Source organism: Methylobacterium sp. WL69 (assembly GCF_008039485.1).
GTDB lineage: Bacteria > Pseudomonadota > Alphaproteobacteria > Rhizobiales > Beijerinckiaceae > Methylobacterium.
This window is the reverse complement of record NZ_VRUZ01000089.1, coordinates 1-16,468: the sequence shown is the minus strand read 5'-3', so window position 1 is coordinate 16,468 and position 16,468 is coordinate 1. Positions and strand designations below refer to the sequence as shown.

16 protein-coding genes and 1 pseudogene are annotated in these 16,468 nt (G+C 69.9%); 13 read left to right on the top strand and 4 right to left on the bottom strand.

Going from position 1 to position 16,468, the window contains the following annotated elements:
* Positions 1–44: 44 nt before the first annotated feature.
* Both FV218_RS18360 and FV218_RS18355 read left to right on the top strand, forming a co-directional pair.
* The gene (locus FV218_RS18360) at positions 45–374 is read left to right on the top strand and encodes a flagellar protein FlgN (protein WP_147711022.1); all 330 of its coding nucleotides are present in this window, start codon (positions 45–47) and stop codon (positions 372–374) included.
* Positions 375–418: 44 nt separating this feature from the next.
* On the top strand, positions 419–865 hold the full coding sequence (locus tag FV218_RS18355; protein WP_056087683.1) for a hypothetical protein: 447 nt from the start codon (positions 419–421) through the stop codon (positions 863–865).
* Between the two features lie 50 nt (positions 866–915).
* Here FV218_RS18355 and fghA read toward each other — a convergent pair whose 3' ends face one another.
* The 4 genes from fghA to FV218_RS18330 all read right to left on the bottom strand — a co-directional run bounded on the left by fghA (position 916) and on the right by FV218_RS18330 (position 7,586).
* Complete coding sequence (gene fghA, locus FV218_RS18350; protein ID WP_147711021.1) at positions 916–1,749, bottom strand: S-formylglutathione hydrolase; 834 nt, start codon at positions 1,747–1,749, stop codon at positions 916–918.
* A gap of 207 nt (positions 1,750–1,956) precedes the next feature.
* On the bottom strand, positions 1,957–3,093 hold the full coding sequence (locus FV218_RS18340) for an S-(hydroxymethyl)glutathione dehydrogenase/class III alcohol dehydrogenase (protein ID WP_056087677.1): 1,137 nt from the start codon (positions 3,091–3,093) through the stop codon (positions 1,957–1,959).
* A 265-nt stretch (positions 3,094–3,358) separates the two neighbouring features.
* Positions 3,359–4,498, bottom strand: coding sequence for an acyltransferase (locus FV218_RS18335; RefSeq protein ID WP_147711020.1), 1,140 nt, complete (start codon positions 4,496–4,498; stop codon positions 3,359–3,361).
* A gap of 406 nt (positions 4,499–4,904) precedes the next feature.
* Positions 4,905–7,586, bottom strand: a complete 2,682-nt coding sequence (locus FV218_RS18330; RefSeq protein ID WP_147711019.1) for a heparinase II/III family protein — start codon at positions 7,584–7,586, stop codon at positions 4,905–4,907.
* Between the two features lie 200 nt (positions 7,587–7,786).
* On the opposite strand from FV218_RS18330, the gene flgB reads away from it, so the two are divergent.
* From flgB to fliF, 11 genes and pseudogenes are all read left to right on the top strand, one after another.
* Positions 7,787–8,170 (top strand): flagellar basal body rod protein FlgB, encoded by a 384-nt coding sequence (flgB, locus tag FV218_RS18325; RefSeq protein WP_147711018.1) that lies wholly within the window; start codon positions 7,787–7,789, stop codon positions 8,168–8,170.
* Positions 8,170–8,586, top strand: a complete 417-nt coding sequence (gene flgC / locus FV218_RS18320; protein ID WP_056087666.1) for a flagellar basal body rod protein FlgC — start codon at positions 8,170–8,172, stop codon at positions 8,584–8,586. The genes flgB and flgC overlap by 1 nt, the downstream gene beginning before the upstream one ends.
* 10 nt (positions 8,587–8,596) lie before the next feature.
* Positions 8,597–8,947 carry a flagellar hook-basal body complex protein FliE gene (locus FV218_RS18315; protein ID WP_147711017.1) on the top strand — a complete coding sequence of 117 codons (351 nt, stop codon included), beginning with the start codon at positions 8,597–8,599 and terminating at the stop codon, positions 8,945–8,947.
* A gap of 13 nt (positions 8,948–8,960) precedes the next feature.
* Positions 8,961–9,749, top strand: a complete 789-nt coding sequence (gene flgG, locus FV218_RS18310; protein WP_056087660.1) for a flagellar basal-body rod protein FlgG — start codon at positions 8,961–8,963, stop codon at positions 9,747–9,749.
* A gap of 116 nt (positions 9,750–9,865) precedes the next feature.
* Complete coding sequence (gene flgA / locus FV218_RS18305) at positions 9,866–10,348, top strand: flagellar basal body P-ring formation chaperone FlgA (protein ID WP_056087657.1); 483 nt, start codon at positions 9,866–9,868, stop codon at positions 10,346–10,348.
* On the top strand, positions 10,348–11,448 hold the full coding sequence (flgI, locus tag FV218_RS18300) for a flagellar basal body P-ring protein FlgI (protein ID WP_056087654.1): 1,101 nt from the start codon (positions 10,348–10,350) through the stop codon (positions 11,446–11,448). Before flgA ends, flgI begins: the two co-directional genes overlap by 1 nt.
* A 413-nt stretch (positions 11,449–11,861) precedes the next feature.
* Positions 11,862–12,248 (top strand): annotated as a pseudogene (locus FV218_RS23515) (MotE family protein); the annotation flags it as partial.
* Positions 12,248–12,964, top strand: coding sequence for a flagellar basal body L-ring protein FlgH (locus FV218_RS18290; RefSeq protein WP_147711016.1), 717 nt, complete (start codon positions 12,248–12,250; stop codon positions 12,962–12,964). The pseudogene FV218_RS23515 and the gene FV218_RS18290, both read left to right, overlap by 1 nt.
* 28 nt (positions 12,965–12,992) lie before the next feature.
* Positions 12,993–13,478, top strand: a complete 486-nt coding sequence (locus FV218_RS18285) for a flagellar basal body-associated FliL family protein (protein WP_147711015.1) — start codon at positions 12,993–12,995, stop codon at positions 13,476–13,478.
* 263 nt (positions 13,479–13,741) lie between these two features.
* Entirely contained in the window at positions 13,742–14,500 is a 759-nt protein-coding gene (gene fliP / locus FV218_RS18275) for a flagellar type III secretion system pore protein FliP (RefSeq protein WP_056087646.1), read from the top strand.
* A gap of 235 nt (positions 14,501–14,735) precedes the next feature.
* Positions 14,736–16,418, top strand: a complete 1,683-nt coding sequence (fliF, locus tag FV218_RS18270; RefSeq protein WP_056087644.1) for a flagellar basal-body MS-ring/collar protein FliF — start codon at positions 14,736–14,738, stop codon at positions 16,416–16,418.
* Positions 16,419–16,468: the final 50 nt, after the last annotated feature.

The following is a 16,468-nucleotide window of genomic DNA, read 5'->3' as shown; positions in this document are numbered from 1 at the left end:
TTCCGTCCGGCGTCTGATCCCCGTCCCGCTCCCCCGAGGCCCCCATGCTCATCGCGTCCCTGAAGCGGCTCGAAGCCACCGTCGTGACGGAGACGGAGGCGCTGCTGTCGCACCGCCCGTTCGATCAGGAGGCGGTGAACCGGCGCAAGAGCCAGAGCCTCCTCGAACTCAGCCGCCTCACCCGCGGCCTCGACCCGGCCGAGGTCGCGCCCGACATCGCCGACCAGCTCGCCCGCCTGAGCCGGGCGCTCGCCCGCAACCAGGGCGTCGTCTCCCAGCACCTGCGCGCCGTCGAGGAGATCTCGGAGATCGTCACCCAGGCGATCCGGGATTCGGAATCCGACGGCACCTATTCGGGCCACCCGCGCGGCTGATCCGCCACCGGCACCAGGCGTGAGCGCAGGACAATCGTCGCACCATGAAAATTCTCGTCACCGGCCTGTGGATCTGCGCCGTCACCATCCTGTCCTGCTACGGCGCGGTGACCTGGGGCAGCGGGCTGTTTTCCAAGAAGGAAGAGCCCTATCTGGAGGGCCTGCAGTATCAGAAGCTGGCGCCCATCAACGTTCCCATGGTGGCCGACGGCAAGGTGCAGGGCTACATCGTGGCCGTGCTGGTCTTCACCGCCGATGCGCGGCTGATGCACACCCTTCCGGTGCCGCCGAACGCCTTCGTCATCGACGAGACCTTCCGCCAGATCTACGCCGACCAGCAGATCGATTTCAAACGCCTGTCGCGCTACAACGTCACCCAGCGCCTCGCCGAGGTGCGCAGGGCGGTCAACGAGCGCCTCGGCGCCGAGGTGGTGAAGGACGTCCTCGTCGAGGAGTTCAACTTCGTCGCCAAGCGCGAAGTCCGCTCCTGATGTGACGGTCTCCCCGGCGTCGGCCGCCGGAGAGACCCAATCCGAAAGAACTACTTCAGGCGGGCGGCGGCCCAGGCGATGTGATCGTCCATGAACGTCGAGATGAAGAAGTACGAGTGGTCGTAGCCCTCGCGCATGTTGAGGGTCAGGGGAATGCCCGCTTTCTTGCAGGCTTCCTCCAGCAGCCACGGCCGCAGGCCGTCCTGGAGGAAGCTGTCGCCCGTACCCTGATCGACCAGGAACTCCGAGAAGCGGTGGCCGTCGGCGATGAGCAGGGTGGCGTCGTGGGCGCGCCATGTGGCTTCGTCGGGGCCGAGGTACTTCTCGAGGGCCGGCTTCGACCATCCGGCCGTGGAGGGCTGGGCGATGGGGGCGAAGGCCGAGCAGGACTTGAAGCGGTCGGGGTAGGTCAGCGCGATGGTGAGCGCGCCGTGGCCGCCCATGGAATGGCCGAAGATGCCCTGGCGGCTCATGTCGGCCGGGAATTCCTTGGCGATGAGGGCGGGCAGCTCCTCGGTGACGTAGCTCCACATCCGGTAGTTCGTGGAATACGGCGCCTGGGTGGCGTCGACGTAGAAGCCCGCACCCGAGCCGAACTGCCAGTTGCCGTCCTCGTCGGGGATGCCGGGGCCGCGCGGGCTGGTGTCGGGCGCGACGATGATCACGCCGTGCTCGGCCGCCGCCCGGCGGTACTCGCCCTTGTCCATGACGTTGGCGTGGGTGCAGGTGAGGCCCGACAGGTACCACAGCACCGGCACCTTGCCGGCCTCGGCCTGGGGCGGCACGAACACCGCGAAGGTCATCGGGCAGCCCGTGGTCGTCGCGTCGTGCTTGTAGACGCCCTGCGTGCCGCCATGGGCGCGGGCCTTCGAGATGGTTTCCATGCGGCTCTCCTGGAAGTCTGGGCCTGTTTCGGGACTGAAGTCGGTGCAGGCGCATCCCTCCCCCCTTTGCGGGGGAGGGTGGCCCGCGAAGCGGGTCGGGAGAGGGGAGCGACATCTCCGGAAAGGGCGCTCCCCTCTCCCGACCCTCGCTGACGCGAGGCCCACCCTCCCCCGCGGAGGGGGGAGGGGAGGACGCGCGAGTCTGTCCTAGTAGACCACCACCGACCGGATCGACTTGCCCTCGTGCATGAGGTCGAAGCCGTGGTTGATGTCTTCCAGCGGCATGGTGTGGGTGATCAGATCGTCGATGTTGATCTTGCCCTCCATGTACCAGTCGACGATCTTCGGCACGTCGGTGCGGCCCCGCGCGCCGCCGAAGGCCGAGCCCTTCCAGACGCGGCCGGTGACGAGCTGGAACGGACGGGTCGAGATTTCCTTGCCGGCCTCGGCCACGCCGATGACGATGGACTCGCCCCAGCCGCGGTGGCAGCATTCGAGGGCTTGGCGCATGACGTGGACGTTGCCGGTGCAGTCGAACGAGAAGTCGGCGCCGCCCCCCGTCGCGTCGAGGATCGCCGCGACGACGTGATCGTTGCCGACCTCCTTCGGGTTGATGAAGTGGGTCATGCCGAACTTACGGGCCATCTCCTGCTTGTCCGGATTGATGTCGACGCCGATGATCTTGTCGGCACCGACCATCCGGGCGGCCTGGAGCACGTTGAGGCCGATGCCGCCGAGGCCGAACACCACGACGTTGGCGCCGGGCCAGACCTTGGCGGTGTAGATCACCGCGCCGATGCCGGTGGTGACGCCGCAGCCGATGTAGCAGATCTTGTCGAAGGGGGCGTCTTCGCGGATCTTCGCCAGCGCGATGGCCGGCAGCACCGTGAAGTTCGAGAAGGTCGAGCAGCCCATGTAGTGGAACAGGCTGCTCGAACCGCCCGGGCTGCCGCCGGTGGAGACGCAGGAGAAGCGCGAGGTGCCGTCCGGCATCACGCCCTGGCCCTGGGTGGAGCGGATCGCCGTGCAGAGGTTGGTCCGCTGCGACAGGCAGGACTTACAGCTGCGGCATTCCGGCGTGTAGAGCGGGATGACGTGGTCGCCGACCTTGAGGTCGGTGACCCCGGCGCCGAGCTCGCGGACGATGCCCGCGCCCTCGTGGCCGAGGATCGCCGGGAACTTGCCCTCGGAATCGAGGCCCGACAGGGTGTAGGCGTCCGTGTGGCAGATGCCCGTGGCCATGAGTTCGATGAGAACCTCGCCGGCCTTGGGTCCTTCGATATCGATCGTCTCGATGGTGAGGGGCTTCTTGGCCTCCCACGCCACCGCTGCGCGCGTCTTCATACGTGTGTTTCTCTTGTGCTGGACGATCACGGACGGCGTCGAACTGCCGACTCTTCGGTTCGCGGCATCTTCACGATGGCGATCCGAACGGCCCGAGAATCTGGTTCGTGTGATGATGCTTCTGGCGCCGAGATGCAACGGTTTGATGGCCCGGTTTCGTCGGCCGGACGGCGTCGGGGCCCGCGCGGGCATCCCGCGCTACGATTTCCCGGGCTCGGATTCGTGCGCTCGCGCAACGAGACCGCGGCCGCGTCGTCGGCGAATCCTAGCCGAGCCGCGCGACGTAGGACCGCGCGGGCCGGTTCTTCAGGAACGCCGCCATCAAGGCGCCGACGCGATAGTGATGCCGCTCGAAGCAGAGATAGAACGCATACGCGAAAACGTGCGCGAAGATGCACGCCAGGATCATGGCTCCGACCGAGGGCGCTTTGACGATCTGGGTATAGATGACGATCATGATCGTGTTGTGGACCAGATAGAGGCTGTAGCTGTAGCTCGCGACGAACACGATGGGTTTGGAGAGGAACTTCCATTCTCCCGCGTTGGCGCCCAGGATCATGAAGATTCCGAACAGGCACATGGCGATGAAGGCGATGGTCTGGAGTTCATAGGTCAGTTCCCCGGTCTTCAGGATGCGGCCGGCAAAGCCGACGAGCCCGACCAGGACGAGGATGTAGTATCGCCCGACGCCGTAATCGGATTTTCTGTTGGTGATGACGAAGATGTATCCGAACACCGACCCAATCAGCCACACCAAACTCAGGCACTGGCCGGCATTCGCGAACGAGCTGTAGATCACCACCGGAACGAAAATCATGATCGGAAAAATGATCAGCGGATTCGTGATCTTTTCCTTGCGGGCTCCGACGAAGAACGCCAGGGAGAAGGCGAAGTAGATCCAATACTCGATCGAGACGGTCCAGAACGGTTCCGCGGTGTTGTAGGAGTGGATGCGGAACGAATCGTTGTTCGTGAGCCGCGCCAGGATCTGGAACAGCGGATAATCTTCGAGCATCAACAGGTTGACGATGATCGTTCCCAGTCCCGTGTTGGTGCCGGGCTGCCCCCAATGCCCGACGGAGAACAGGGTGTTGACGGCGACCGCCAAGGCGATGGCGGGAACGTAGGGCGTGTAGATGCGCGCGGTCCTGTCGATCATGAACGGCACGAGCTGGGGACCGGGCAGGTAGATCCGACGGCAGGCCGCGACGGTGATCAGGAATCCGGACAACAGGAAGAAGACCGTCACCGCCGAGATGCCGAGGAAGGAGACGGTCTTGATCCTGAAGATTTCGAGACCATGCTCGACCATGACCATCGTCGCGGCGACGGCCCGGAGAAAATCCAGATAGATTCGTTGCGCCGGCGAGATCCTGTAGGGCGTGTCCGGAGCGATATTCAGCAAGGTCTGTTCTCGGTTGACTGCCGGATGATGTGCTGGCGTCGGGTGCGTCTCAGGGAACGTGCAACCTCCCGCGTGCCGGACGACGTTTCCGGTGAGCCGCGCGCTTGTTCGTCGTCGGCAGTCGGACTGAGCCTCAATGCGATGACCGAATTCGGGTTCCGCGCCAAGAAGCGATCACCGACGCATCGAGAGGGACGTGGATAACACAGGGTTATAATTTTTGCGAAAAATCATCGCTTCGTTAAGTAGTTCAACTTCAAACGATCGATAAAGAAGCAATAACACGATCGTGTTCTCTCGGGAAAGTGATTCGGCGACTGATCGGCAGCAATCGTTTGTCGGGCCTTATGCCTGCGCCGGTGCGGATCGAGCAGGACCCTTCGCCGGAACCCGATCGGCGGCGAGGTCAGGTCCCCGCGAGCAGCCGTGCCATCGCCTCGCCGACCACGAGGCGGCCGAGCTGCGCTTCCCGCGCCGCGTCGGCGGCGATGAGCAGGCCGCCGCAGGCGCCGTCCCGGCCCGCGACGGCGTAGCGCAGGACGCCCGTCGGCTGGAGCTGGCCGGGGCCGCCCGAGACGAAGCCGCGCAGGGCGCCCGGGTGTTCGTTGCAGCCCATGGCCAGCGACAGGCCGGCGGGCCGGCCCGTCAGGGCCACGGGTACGAAGGACAGTCGGGCGCGTCCCGCCTGCGCCACCGCCCGGCGCGGGCCCGCCAGCGCCACCACGATCTCCGGCCCGACATGCACCAGCCCCTCGAAGGTCACCGGCCGGTCCCCGGCGGTGAACCGGTCGAGGACCGCGAGGCCCGACAGGTCGTCGAGGAGGACGAAGACGCGGGTGTGGCGATAGTCCGGCCCGTGCACGTTGGTGCCGATGGCGTGGGCCTGGGCCCCGTCGAGGCGGATCGATCCGGCGGCCCAGGCCGCGCCGGCCCCCGGCTCGCGCCCGTCGGGCCAGGCGACGTTGTGGCCGTGGGCCGACAGGATGTGGTGGCGCGCCGCGCCCGTCTCGATCTGGCCCGAGCCCCCGGCCTCGACGATCCAGCGCACGCCCTCGCTGGCATGGACGAAGGAGGTGCAGTCGCGATGGGCCTGTCCGGACAGGCCCTGACCGGAGAAGCCCTGGCCCGCGAAGGTGCAGGCGAAGTGCGACCAGCCCCGCCCCGGCGCGTCGGAGCGCGCCGCGATCATGCCGGTGCCGGCCTCGGACCACAGGGGCGGGGCGCTCGCTTCGGGGCGCCCGCGCGGGTCGCGGCGCTCGACCACGAGGGCGCTGCCGGACCGGGCCATGAGGCGGCCGATCCAGCCCGCCGGATCGCCGCCGGGCGGGGTGTCGCCGAAGGGCGGCAGGCGTCCGCCGGGATCGAGCAGCCGCGCGAGCCCGGGCAGGGCCTTTGCGACCCGCGCCGCCAGGAGCGGGGCGAGATCGTCCGCCTCGAGGCCCTGGGCCAGCGCCCGCAGGAGCGTGACGCGTTCGAGGCGCTGATGGAGGGAGGGGTCCGAGAAGCGCCCCCCGGCGTCGAGCTGGGTCTCGAGGCCGGCGCGCAGCCCCCCTCGCGCGAGGCCGAGCCAGTGGGCCGCGAGGGGCAGGCGCGGCAGGGCGCGGGCGACGCCGACCAGCACCGCCGCCGCCTGGATCTGATGGAGCGCCTGCCCGAACGTGTTCTGGCCGACGATCTCGGCCAGGGCGAAGCCGTGGCGCACCACCTCGCCGGTGAGCACCAGGGAGGCGGGGCCGCCGGCCTTGCCGGCGCGCGCGAGGAGGTGGACGAGGGTCTCGGTCCGGGCCGCGAGGGCGGAGGGGTGCAGGGCGAGGCCGTCGGCGGGCGATCCCCACGGATTGGCCCGCGACCACGACAGGGCGAGGTTGAGGGCCGTCGCCGCCCCGCCGGGCGTGTTCGCCAGGGGTACGAGCCAGTCGAGACCCTGGTACGCGATCCGCCACGCCACCGATCGGAACGGGTCCTCCGTCCAATCGGGCGCCTCGGGCACGGTCCAGGCCGGGTGTGAGCCCAGGCGCAGCACCCGGTCGAGGCCCGTGCGCGGGGCGCCGTCGCCGTGCTGCAGGCTTTTCGCCGTGGCCAGGACCTGCGGGATCGCGGCGGCCGCCTCCGGATTCGGGCACCAGCCGGCGAGGGCGGCGGCCGGCAGCCCGAGGCGCTCTGCGAGGCGGGCGAGGAAGTCGGGCGCCGCCAGGGCATCGTCGCCGCACAGGCTCTCCAGGCGCAGGCGGTCCTCCAGGGCGATCTCGGGGGCCGCGAGGAGTTCCGCCTCCGGGCCCCCGTCCTCCCAGGTGGCGAAGCCGACCTCGACCCGGTCGGCGCCCGACACGGGCGCCAGTTCCAGGGTGAAGCGCCGGGCCTGCTGGTGGGCGGCGAGGTCGACGAGGGCACCGAGCGCCGGCACCGCGATCGTGCCCGGATAGGGCGGCGGCAGAACGGCGCCGTGGGCGTCCCGGTAGACCACCCGCGCCAGGGCGGCGTGGGCGCCGGGGGCGGCGGTGAAGATCTGCCCGCGCAGGACGAGGCCGCAGCCCGGAACCAGGGCGTGGCCGATCCAGTCCGGCTCCGGCCCGAGGCGCCGCCGCGGCCTCGGGGCGGGGGAGGGGGCGCCCTGCGACAGGGTCGCCTGCGCCACGGTGAAGGGCTTCGTGTTGCGCCAGGACCGCACGGTCAGGGTGATCCCGGCGGCGGGGGCCGGCAGCAGGAAGGCGAAGCGCACGCGGCCGGTCCGGAGCGGCTGCGCGTCCGCCGGCAGGTAGGCCGGGCCGGAAATCCAGGTGCCGTGCGGGTCGAGCAGGGTCCGGTCGAGGCCCGGCACGTGGTCGAAATCGAGGCTCGATCCGTCCGGCGCCACGGCGTCGATGCCCGCCAGGGCGAAGTCGAGGGCGCTCGCGGCGGCCTCTTCCGCGTCCCAGGCGAGGCGGAAGGCGACGCTGCACCACGCGTCCCCGACGAGGTCGGGAAAGGTGAGGACCACCCGCGAGAAGCGGTTCCGCGCCGGAATCCAGTGCTCGTCCTCGCCCGGTCCGACGGTGGCGCCCCCGGCATGGCGCACGGTCCGCGGGCGCCGGGCGCCGGTCTCGCTCAAGCGGACCTGCCGGATGCGCGGAACGGGGTCGGGATCGGCATGGGACGGCTCGAAGGTCGGGGGCGGGGCGGCGCGGGCGTTCCGGCCACTGAGGCGCCCGGGTCGCGCCTGTCAAGCTGACGGGGCTCATCACGCTTTCGTCAGCCTGGGACAAGATTGGTTCCCTAGGACACGACGATGGAATCCGATCGGAGCTCGCGGTGACAGGCGTCTATCTCTTCGACCTCGCCTCGCAGCAGGCACGCTACCTCGGCGTGCGGCAGGCGACCATCGCCAGCAACGTGGCGAACGCCAACACGCCCGACTACAAGGCGCGCGACGTGGTGCCCTTCGCCGACGTGATGGCCCGCACCGGCGCCGCCGGCCTCACGATGACGGCGAGCGCCCACGTCGCCTCCGAGGAGGGCCGCATCCCGACGAAGGCCGTCACCGCGGCCGATGCCTGGGACGCCCTGACGACGTCGAGTTCCGTGAGCCTGGAGCAGGAGATGCTCAAGGCCGGCGAGGTCAGCCGCGACCACAGCCTCAACATGGGCATCGTGAAGGCGTTCGACCGGATGCTCAAGGCGGCGGTGCGGAGCTGATGATCGATCCCCTCGCCGCCTCGACCCGTTTCGCCAGCGCCGGCATGGAGGCGCAGTCCCTGCGCCTGCGCATCGCCGCCGAGAACGTCGCCAACAGCCAGTCCGTGGGCGATTCCCCCGGGGCCGACCCCTATTCGCGCAAGACCGTGAGCTTCACCGCCGCCCTGGACCGGGCCGCCGGCGGCGCCAGCGTCAAGCTGCGCCGCATCGGCACCGACGACGCCCCGTTCCGCATCGAGCGCGACCCGGGCAGCCCGGCGGCGGATGCCGAGGGCAACGTCAAGCTGCCCAACGTCAACACCCTGATCGAGATGGCCGACATCCGCGAGGCCAACCGCTCCTACGAAGCCAACGTGCAGGTGATCAAGCAGGCTCGCGCCATGGTCTCCGGCATCATCGACCTCCTGAGACCGTGAGACCCCGCCGATGATCGACGCCCTCGCCTCGCTGTCGGCCTTCGACAGGGCCGCCGGCCTCTCCGGCCCGAGCGCCGCCGCCCCGTTGCGGCCGGCGAGCTTCGCCACCCTGCCGGCGGCGTCCGCGGGCGGCGCCCTGCCGGGTGCCGATTTCGGCGACGTCATGGCCCAGCTCGCCGCCGGGGTGCGGACCTCGCTCCGCACCGGCGAGGCCACCGCCATCTCGGGCATCCAGGGCAAGGCCTCGACGCAGCAGGTGGTGGAGGCGGTGATGTCCGCCGAGCAGAGCCTGCAGACCGCCATCGCCGTGCGCGACAAGGTCGTCGCAGCCTACCTCGAACTCAGCCGCATGCCGATCTAAGGATTCCCCAGCCGTGAGAGCACTCGCCATCGCCGCGACGGGCATGAACGCCCAGCAGATGAACCTCGAGGTCATCGCCAACAACATCGCCAACCTGAACACCACCGGGTTCAAGGGCGCGCGGGCCGAGTTCACCGATCTGCTCTACCAGGCCGAGCGCCAGCAGGGCGTGCCGAACCAGGCCGGCCAGGAGCCGGTGCCCGAGGGCGCCATGCTCGGCCTCGGCGTGCGCACGGCCGCCATCCGCAACCTGCACCGCCAGGGGCCGCTGGCCAACACGGCGAACCAGCTCGACATGGCCATCAACGGGCGCGGCTACTTCCAGATCACCAACCCCAACGGCGAGATCAACTACACCCGCGCCGGCTCGTTCAACCGCAACAACACCGGGCAGCTCGTGACCCTGGAGGGCTACACCGTCGAGCCGGCGATCACGATCCCGGCCAACGCCGTCGACGTGGTGGTCAACGGGTCCGGTCAGGTCTTCGCCAAGATCGACGGTCAGGTCCAGGCGCAGAACATCGGCCAGCTCTCGCTCGCCAACTTCGCCAACGAATCCGGCCTCGAGCCCCTCGGCAACGGCCTCTACCGCGAGACCGCCGCCTCGGGCGCGGCCGTGACCGGCGTCGCCGGCGACCTCAGCTTCGGCAAGATCCAGCAGGGGTATCTCGAGAGCTCCAACGTCGATCCGGTCAAGGAGATCACCAACATGATCACCGCCCAGCGCGCCTTCGAGATGAACTCCAAGGTGATCCAGGCGGCCGACGAGATGGCCGGCACCGTCTCGAAGGGCATCCGCTGACGTCAGCGGGCGCCGCCCTTCCGATTTCTCCCCGATCCCAGCGACACCGAACCCGGCCGGCGACGGCGGACCGGCCGCCCGCGGCGCCCCGGCTTTCACATCAAGGCACGACCACCATGGGCCACACGACCTTCGGAGGCGGACTCGCCGGCGGCCTCGCGGCCCTGGTGCTCGCGCTGGCCGGCGCCGCCCCGTCCCGGGCCACCGACCTGCTCCTGCCGGTGCCCACGGTGACGATCTATGCCGGCGACGTGATCAAGCCCGGCATGCTGCGCCTCCAGACCTACCCCGAGAGCTTCAAGGCCCGCACCGCCGTCATCGACGCGCCCATGGCCATCGCCGGGCGCACGGCGCGGCGGATGCTGCTGCCGGGCGAGCCCGTGCCGGTCAACGCCGTCGAGGACCCCCGCCTCGTCAGCCGCAACGTGGCGACGCAGATCGTGTTCGAGGAGCAGGGCCTGCTCATCACCGCCGTCGGCTCGCCCCTCCAGAACGGGGGCCTCGGCGAGACCATCCGGGTGCGCAACGCCGATACGGGGCGCATCGTCCTCGGCACGGTGATGGCCGACGGACGCATCCGCACCGGCGCCGGCCAGTGATGCGCCTCGGGTTCCTCGTCCTGGCCCTGATCCTCGCCGCCCTGCCGGCGCAGGCCATGGGCACGCGCATCAAGGACATCGCCAACCTCAAGGGCGTGCGCGACAACCAGCTCGTGGGCTACGGCCTCGTCACCGGCCTGCAGGGCACGGGCGATACGCTCCGCAACGCCCAGTTCACCGAGCAGTCCCTGCAATCCATGCTCGACCGCATGGGCATCAACGTCCGCGACGCCCGCCTGCGCACCCGCAACGTCGCCGCCGTGATGGTGACGGCCGACCTGCCGCCCTACACCGGCACGGGTTCGCGCATCGACGTCACCGTGACGTCGCTCGGCGACGCCACCTCCCTGAAGGGCGGCACCCTGCTGATGACGCCGCTCATGGGCGGTGACAGCCTCACCTACGCGGCGGCCCAGGGACCGCTCGCCGTCTCGGGCTTCGCCGTGGGCGGCGCGGCCGAGACCATCACGCAGGGCGTGCCGACGGCGGGCCGCATCCCCAACGGGGCCATGATCGAGCGCGAGGTGCCGGGCACGTTCCGCGATCTGCCCGAACTCGTGTTCGAGCTGAAGAACCCCGACTTCAAGACCGCCACCATGGTGGCCGACGCCATCAACGCCTACGCCCTGCAGCGCTTCCGCCGCCGGGTCGCCACCGCCCGCGACCAGCGCGCCATCGCCCTCGTCCGGCCGCCGCAGGTGACCCAGACCCGGTTCGTGGCCGAGATCGGCGACGTCACCGTCCAGCCCGACGCCCCGGCCCGCGTGGTGGTGGACCAGCGCACCGGCACCGTGGTCATCGGGCGCAACGTCCAGATCTCCACCGTGGCCGTGACCCACGGCAACCTCACGGTGCGGGTGACGGAAACCCCCGAGGTGTCCCAGCCGGCCCCCTTCTCCAACGGCGTCACCGCCGTGGTTCCCCGCACGGAGGTCGCCGTCAACGAGCAGTCCGGCCGCATGGCGATCATCGGCGGGTCCGACCTCCAGACCCTGGTGCGCGGCCTCAACAACGTCGGCCTGAAGCCCAGCGACATCATCTCGATCCTCCAGGCGGTGAAGACCTCCGGGGCCCTCCAGGCGGAGCTCGTGGTTCAATGAGTTCGACGAAACCGCCGCGCATCGCCGGCGAGGCCGCCCGGATGGTCGTCCCCGGCCGTGCGCCGGCCGTCTCGTCGCGGTGGCTCGCCCTGATGGCCGCGCGGATGCTGGCGGTCCTGGGGCTCCTGGCCGTGGTTTCCCTCGGCCTCGGTCCGGTGCGGGCCCAGGGTGGCAAGTCGGAAAGCGGTAGGTCCGAGGGGGGCAAGCCGGCCGTGTCCGGCCTGAATCCCGGGCCGCTTCCGAAGGCCGCCGCGGCCAAGCCCAAGCTCGCCGATGCCAAGCCCGTCGAACCGACGCCCGAGGTCAGGCCCGTCGCCGAATCCAGCAAGCCCCCGGAGGTCGCGCAGGTTGCCGAGGTCAAGGCGGCGGAGGCGCCGCCCGAGCCCGCAAAACCCGCGGCAAAACCGTCGGCCTACTGCGCCAGCATCGCGGATGCGGCGGCCGATGCCCGCTTCGCCTGGCAGAAGGAGCAGCTCGCGACCCTGGAGAGGCAGGTCGACGAGCGCATCCGCCGCCTGGAGGAGAAGCGCGCCGAGTACGAGACCTGGCTCGCCCGCCGCAACGAGTTCCTCGCCAAGGCCGATACCGGCGTCGTGGCGATCTACCAGAAGATGCGCCCCGACGCGGCCGCCCTCCAGCTCGCCAACATGCCCGACGAGGGCGCGGCCGCGATCCTGACCAAGCTCAACGCCCGCACGGCGAGCGCCATCCTGAGCGAGATGGAGGCGGCCCGCGCCGCCCAGCTCGCCCGGATGATGACCGATGCCGGCAAGAAAGCCCGTGAAAGCGAGAAATCCTGATGTCCGCCACCCGTCTGTGCGTCGGCTTCGTCCTGGCGGTCCTCGCGCCGGGCCTCGGCGCCTGCCGCGTGCCCCTGGACCCCCTGGGCCAGCCGCCGCTCCTCACCCCCATCGGCACGGGCCTGTCCCCGCCGCGCGAGGCCCTGCCGACGACCTTCGGGTCGCTCTCGCGCCGGACCTACCACTCGACCTGGTCGCCCTCGGGCGTCGACCTGTTCCAGGACCCGCGCGCGCGCAGCGTCGGCGACGTGATCACGGTGTCGATCCTCATCGACGACAAGGCCCAGTTCGGCAATTCGAGCGACCGCTCGCGCAGCCAGAAGTCGAGTCTCGGCTTCGATTTCGGCTACGGCGTCTCGGGCATGAAGGACGCGGCCACGGCGGATGCCGGCATCCGCTCGGGCACGGAGACCAAGGGCGCGGGCAATATCGACCGTTCCGAGGTGCTGCGCCTGTCGGTGGCCGCCATCGTCACCGAGCAGATGCCCAACGGCAACATGGTCGTCTCCGGCTCGCAGGAGGTGCGGGTCAACAACGAGGTCCGCGTCCTCAACGTGGCCGGCATCGTCCGCCCGCGCGACATCTCGCGCAAGAACACCATCGACTACGACAAGATCGCCGAGGCGCGCATCTCGTATGGCGGGCGCGGGCGCATCACCGACGTGCAGGGCCCGACCGTCGGCCAGCAGATCTTCGAGACCCTGGCGCCGTTCTGACGGCCCCCCTGAAGCGGAGACGCGCGCCATGGCGGCCAAGGACGAGACGAAGACGGGCGGCGGCAAGGGCTGGATCGCCGTCCTGGCCCTGGTGAGCCTCGTCGCCATCGGCACCGGCGGCGGCCTCGGCATGTACCTTCTCTCCACCGTCGAGAAGGCGGTGGACGTGAAGACGAAGGATGCGGAGAGCAAGGCGGTCAAGGTGCTGAAATACACCGGCGACCTGTCGCTGCGCCCCGTCGGCTCCGTGGTGACCAACCTCGCGGATTCGGGCGGCACCTGGGTGCGCCTCGAATCCTCCGTGGTGTTCAAGACCGGCGCGGTGCCGAACCCCGACGTGGCGCTCGCCGAGATCCGGGCCGACATCGTCGCCTACCTGCGCACGGTCTCCCTGCGGCAGATCGAGGGCGCCAGCGGCCTCCAGCACCTGCGCGAGGACCTCAACGAGCGCGTCGCCCTGCGCACCAAGGGCCAGGTGCGCGAACTCATCGTCGAGATGCTGGTGGTGCAGTAGCGGGCTGATCACCACGGTCCATGGCGCGCATCCCCTCTCCCCGCGTGCGGGGAGAGGCTCGCAGGCACCTCGCAGTGCCTGCGACGAGCGGGAGGCGAAGCCGAAACGAAGGTGAGGGGGCGTGGCCGGATGAGCCCGATCCGGAGGCGCCCCCTCACCGTCGGCTGCCGCCTCGTCGTGCCGACGACGAGGTCGGCACGACCCTCTCCCCGCAGGCGGGGCGAGGGGATGCGCAACGTTCGATGTGACCGACCGGAACCCCCATGAGACGCATCACCACCCTCGCCTTCGCCCTCGCCGCCACCCTCGCCCTCACGGGCGCGGCCGGGGCGCAGTCGGCCACGGGCCTGCCGGCCCTCGATGCCCTGCTGCCCGCCGGCAACGGCGCCGCGAGCGGGCGCATCCTGCAACTCGTGGCGCTGCTCACGGTGCTGTCCCTGGCGCCGGGCCTCCTGGTGATGGTGACGAGCTTCACCCGGTTCGCCATCGCGTTCTCGTTCCTGCGCTCGGGCCTCGGCCTCCAGAGCACGCCCGCCAACATCTTCCTCGTGTCGCTGTCCCTGTTCATGACGTTCTACGTCATGTCGCCGACCTTCGACCGCGCCTGGAACGAGGGCCTGCGCCCGCTCACCGAGAACAAGATCACCGAGCTCGAGGCGATCCCCAAGATCGTCGAGCCGTTCCGCGAGTTCATGGTGGCGCATGTCCGGCCGAAGGACCTCCAGACCTTCACGGATCTGGCCAGCCGCACCATTCCCAAGGCCGAGGGCGGCGAGACCGTCGACCTGCGCATCCTCATCCCGGCCTTCATGATCTCGGAGCTGCGGCGCGGCTTCGAGATCGGGTTCCTCATCGCCCTGCCGTTCCTCGTCATCGACATGATCGTGTCCACGGTGGTGATGTCCATGGGCATGATGATGCTGCCGCCGACCGTCATCTCCCTGCCGTTCAAGGTGCTGTTCTTCATCCTCATCGACGGCTGGAACATGCTGGTGAGCGGGTTGGTGCGATCGTTCTTCTAGGGAATCTGCTTTCATCGATCACAACCGAAGGTCGGGATCGATGAGGTCCGGCGGACGACCGCCGCCGTGCCGTCGCACGGGCGGATCTCCCCGAGCCCTGCTCACGAAGATCCGGTCGGCGCCGAAGGTTCCCGCCCGGCATCACGTTTTCACGAGGCGGCGCAATCTCCGCGCAAGGCAGCCTCGTGAAAAGGGCTCCATCAGATCGCGGGTCTGAAGCGGAGCAGCCCACCGAATGTCCGGTCTCCAACACGCCGAAAGGCTCTGGAACAACATCCTCGCCCTCGGGGGACGGCGCATTGCCGCCCTCTCCCTCATCGGCGTGGTGGTCTTCCTCGCCGTCGGGCTCGGGGCGTACTATCTCAGCCGCCCGGCCCAGGAGACCCTCTACACCGGCCTGAGCCGCGAGGATGTCGGGCGCATCGGCTCCGTCCTGAAGGACGCCAACATCCCGTTCGACGTCAGCGCCGACGGGGCCGCCGTCCTCGTCGCCTACGGCAACACCGCCACAGCCCGCATGCTGCTCGCCGAGAAGGGCCTGCCGCAGAGCGCCAAAGCCGGCTACGAGCTGTTCAACGATCTTGGGTCGCTCGGCATGACCTCGTTCATGCAGGAGGTGACCCGCGTCCGCGCCCTGGAGGGCGAGATCGCCCGCACCATCCAGGGCATGAAGGGCGTGAAAGCCGCCCGCGTCCACATCGTCCTGCCCGACCGCGGCTCGTTCCGCCGCGACCAGCAGCCGCCCTCGGCCTCCGTGGTGGTGCGCACCGAGCCCGCCGACGACGTCAGCGGCGCTCAGTCCATCCGCCACCTCGTCGCCTCGGCGGTGCCCGGCATGAAGCCCGACCGCGTCACCGTCATCGGCTCGGACGGGTCGCTGCTCCTGTCGGGCGACGACGCCAACGCCCAGCCCACGGGCAAGATGGCGACCCTGGAGAAGACCATCGGCCACGAGGTCCAGGACAACATCCGCCGAACCCTGACGCCCTACCTCGGGGTCGGCAACTTCGAGGTCAGCGTCGCCGCCCGCCTCAACACCGACAAGACCGTGAAGAACGAGACCATCTTCAACCCCGACCAGCGCGTCGAGCGCTCGACCCGGGCCGTGCGCGAGACCGAGAACGCCCAGAACCGCAACGCGAACAAGACCACCTCGGCCGCGCAGAACCTGCCCGACGCCCGCACCCGCTCGGACGGCAACGATTCCTCCAGCAACGAGACCCAGAAGCGCGAGGATCTCACCAACTACGAGATCTCCTCGCAGACGATTCAGACGGTGAGCGACGGCTACGCCATCCGCCAGATCTCCGTCGCGGTCCTCGTCAACCGGGCGCGCCTCGCCTCCCTCGCCGGCCCCGACGCCACCAAGGCCCAGATCGACGCCCAGGTCGCCGAGATCGAGCAGCTCGTCGGCTCGGCCGCGGGCTTCAACAAGGAGCGCGGCGACAACGTCAAGGTCGCGGCCGTCGGCTTCGTCAACGACGGCCAGCCCCTGGAAGCCGTGCCGCCCCTCGGGCTGACGGACGTGCTGATGCGCCAGTCGGCCACCCTCATCAACGCCGGCACCATCCTGCTGGTGGCCGGCCTGCTGATCTGGTTCGGCCTGCGCCCGGCCATGCGCGCCATCCTGGAGATCCCCGCCGCCCAGCAGGAAGAGGTCCTGGCGCTCGCCGCCGCGACGGCCGCCGCCAACGGCAACGCGGCCCTGGCCGACGGCACCGCGCCGGCCCTGGCCCTCGGGGCCGCCGGCGACGTCCCGAGCCTGGCCGCCCCCGCCGGCGGCGTCGCCGGCATGATCGAGGACCTCGCCGACAAGCTCGCCCGCTCGCCCCAGAAGCGCCTGGAGCAGATGATCGAGACCGACGAGGCCCAGGCCGCCGAGATCCTGAAGCGCTGGCTCCTGCGTGAGGCCGCGTGATGGCCGCCGCGATCGCCCGCCTGCTGCCCGACTTCTCCGTCGCCCCCGCC

Excerpts from the sequence above, each read along its gene's own strand:
- fliF (WP_056087644.1), top strand. The coding sequence starts at position 14,736 with ATGTCCGGTCTCCAACACGCCGAAAGGCTCTGGAACAACATCCTCGCC.
- flgC (WP_056087666.1), top strand. The coding sequence starts at position 8,170 with ATGATCGATCCCCTCGCCGCCTCGACCCGTTTCGCCAGCGCCGGCATG.
- FV218_RS18360 (WP_147711022.1), top strand. The coding sequence starts at position 45 with ATGCTCATCGCGTCCCTGAAGCGGCTCGAAGCCACCGTCGTGACGGAG.
- FV218_RS18340 (WP_056087677.1), bottom strand. The coding sequence starts at position 3,093 with ATGAAGACGCGCGCAGCGGTGGCGTGGGAGGCCAAGAAGCCCCTCACC.
- FV218_RS18355 (WP_056087683.1), top strand. The coding sequence starts at position 419 with ATGAAAATTCTCGTCACCGGCCTGTGGATCTGCGCCGTCACCATCCTG.
- fghA (WP_147711021.1), bottom strand. The coding sequence starts at position 1,749 with ATGGAAACCATCTCGAAGGCCCGCGCCCATGGCGGCACGCAGGGCGTC.
- FV218_RS18315 (WP_147711017.1), top strand. The coding sequence starts at position 8,597 with ATGATCGACGCCCTCGCCTCGCTGTCGGCCTTCGACAGGGCCGCCGGC.
- FV218_RS18285 (WP_147711015.1), top strand. The coding sequence starts at position 12,993 with ATGGCGGCCAAGGACGAGACGAAGACGGGCGGCGGCAAGGGCTGGATC.
- fliP (WP_056087646.1), top strand. The coding sequence starts at position 13,742 with ATGAGACGCATCACCACCCTCGCCTTCGCCCTCGCCGCCACCCTCGCC.
- FV218_RS18290 (WP_147711016.1), top strand. The coding sequence starts at position 12,248 with ATGTCCGCCACCCGTCTGTGCGTCGGCTTCGTCCTGGCGGTCCTCGCG.
- flgI (WP_056087654.1), top strand. The coding sequence starts at position 10,348 with ATGCGCCTCGGGTTCCTCGTCCTGGCCCTGATCCTCGCCGCCCTGCCG.
- flgA (WP_056087657.1), top strand. The coding sequence starts at position 9,866 with ATGGGCCACACGACCTTCGGAGGCGGACTCGCCGGCGGCCTCGCGGCC.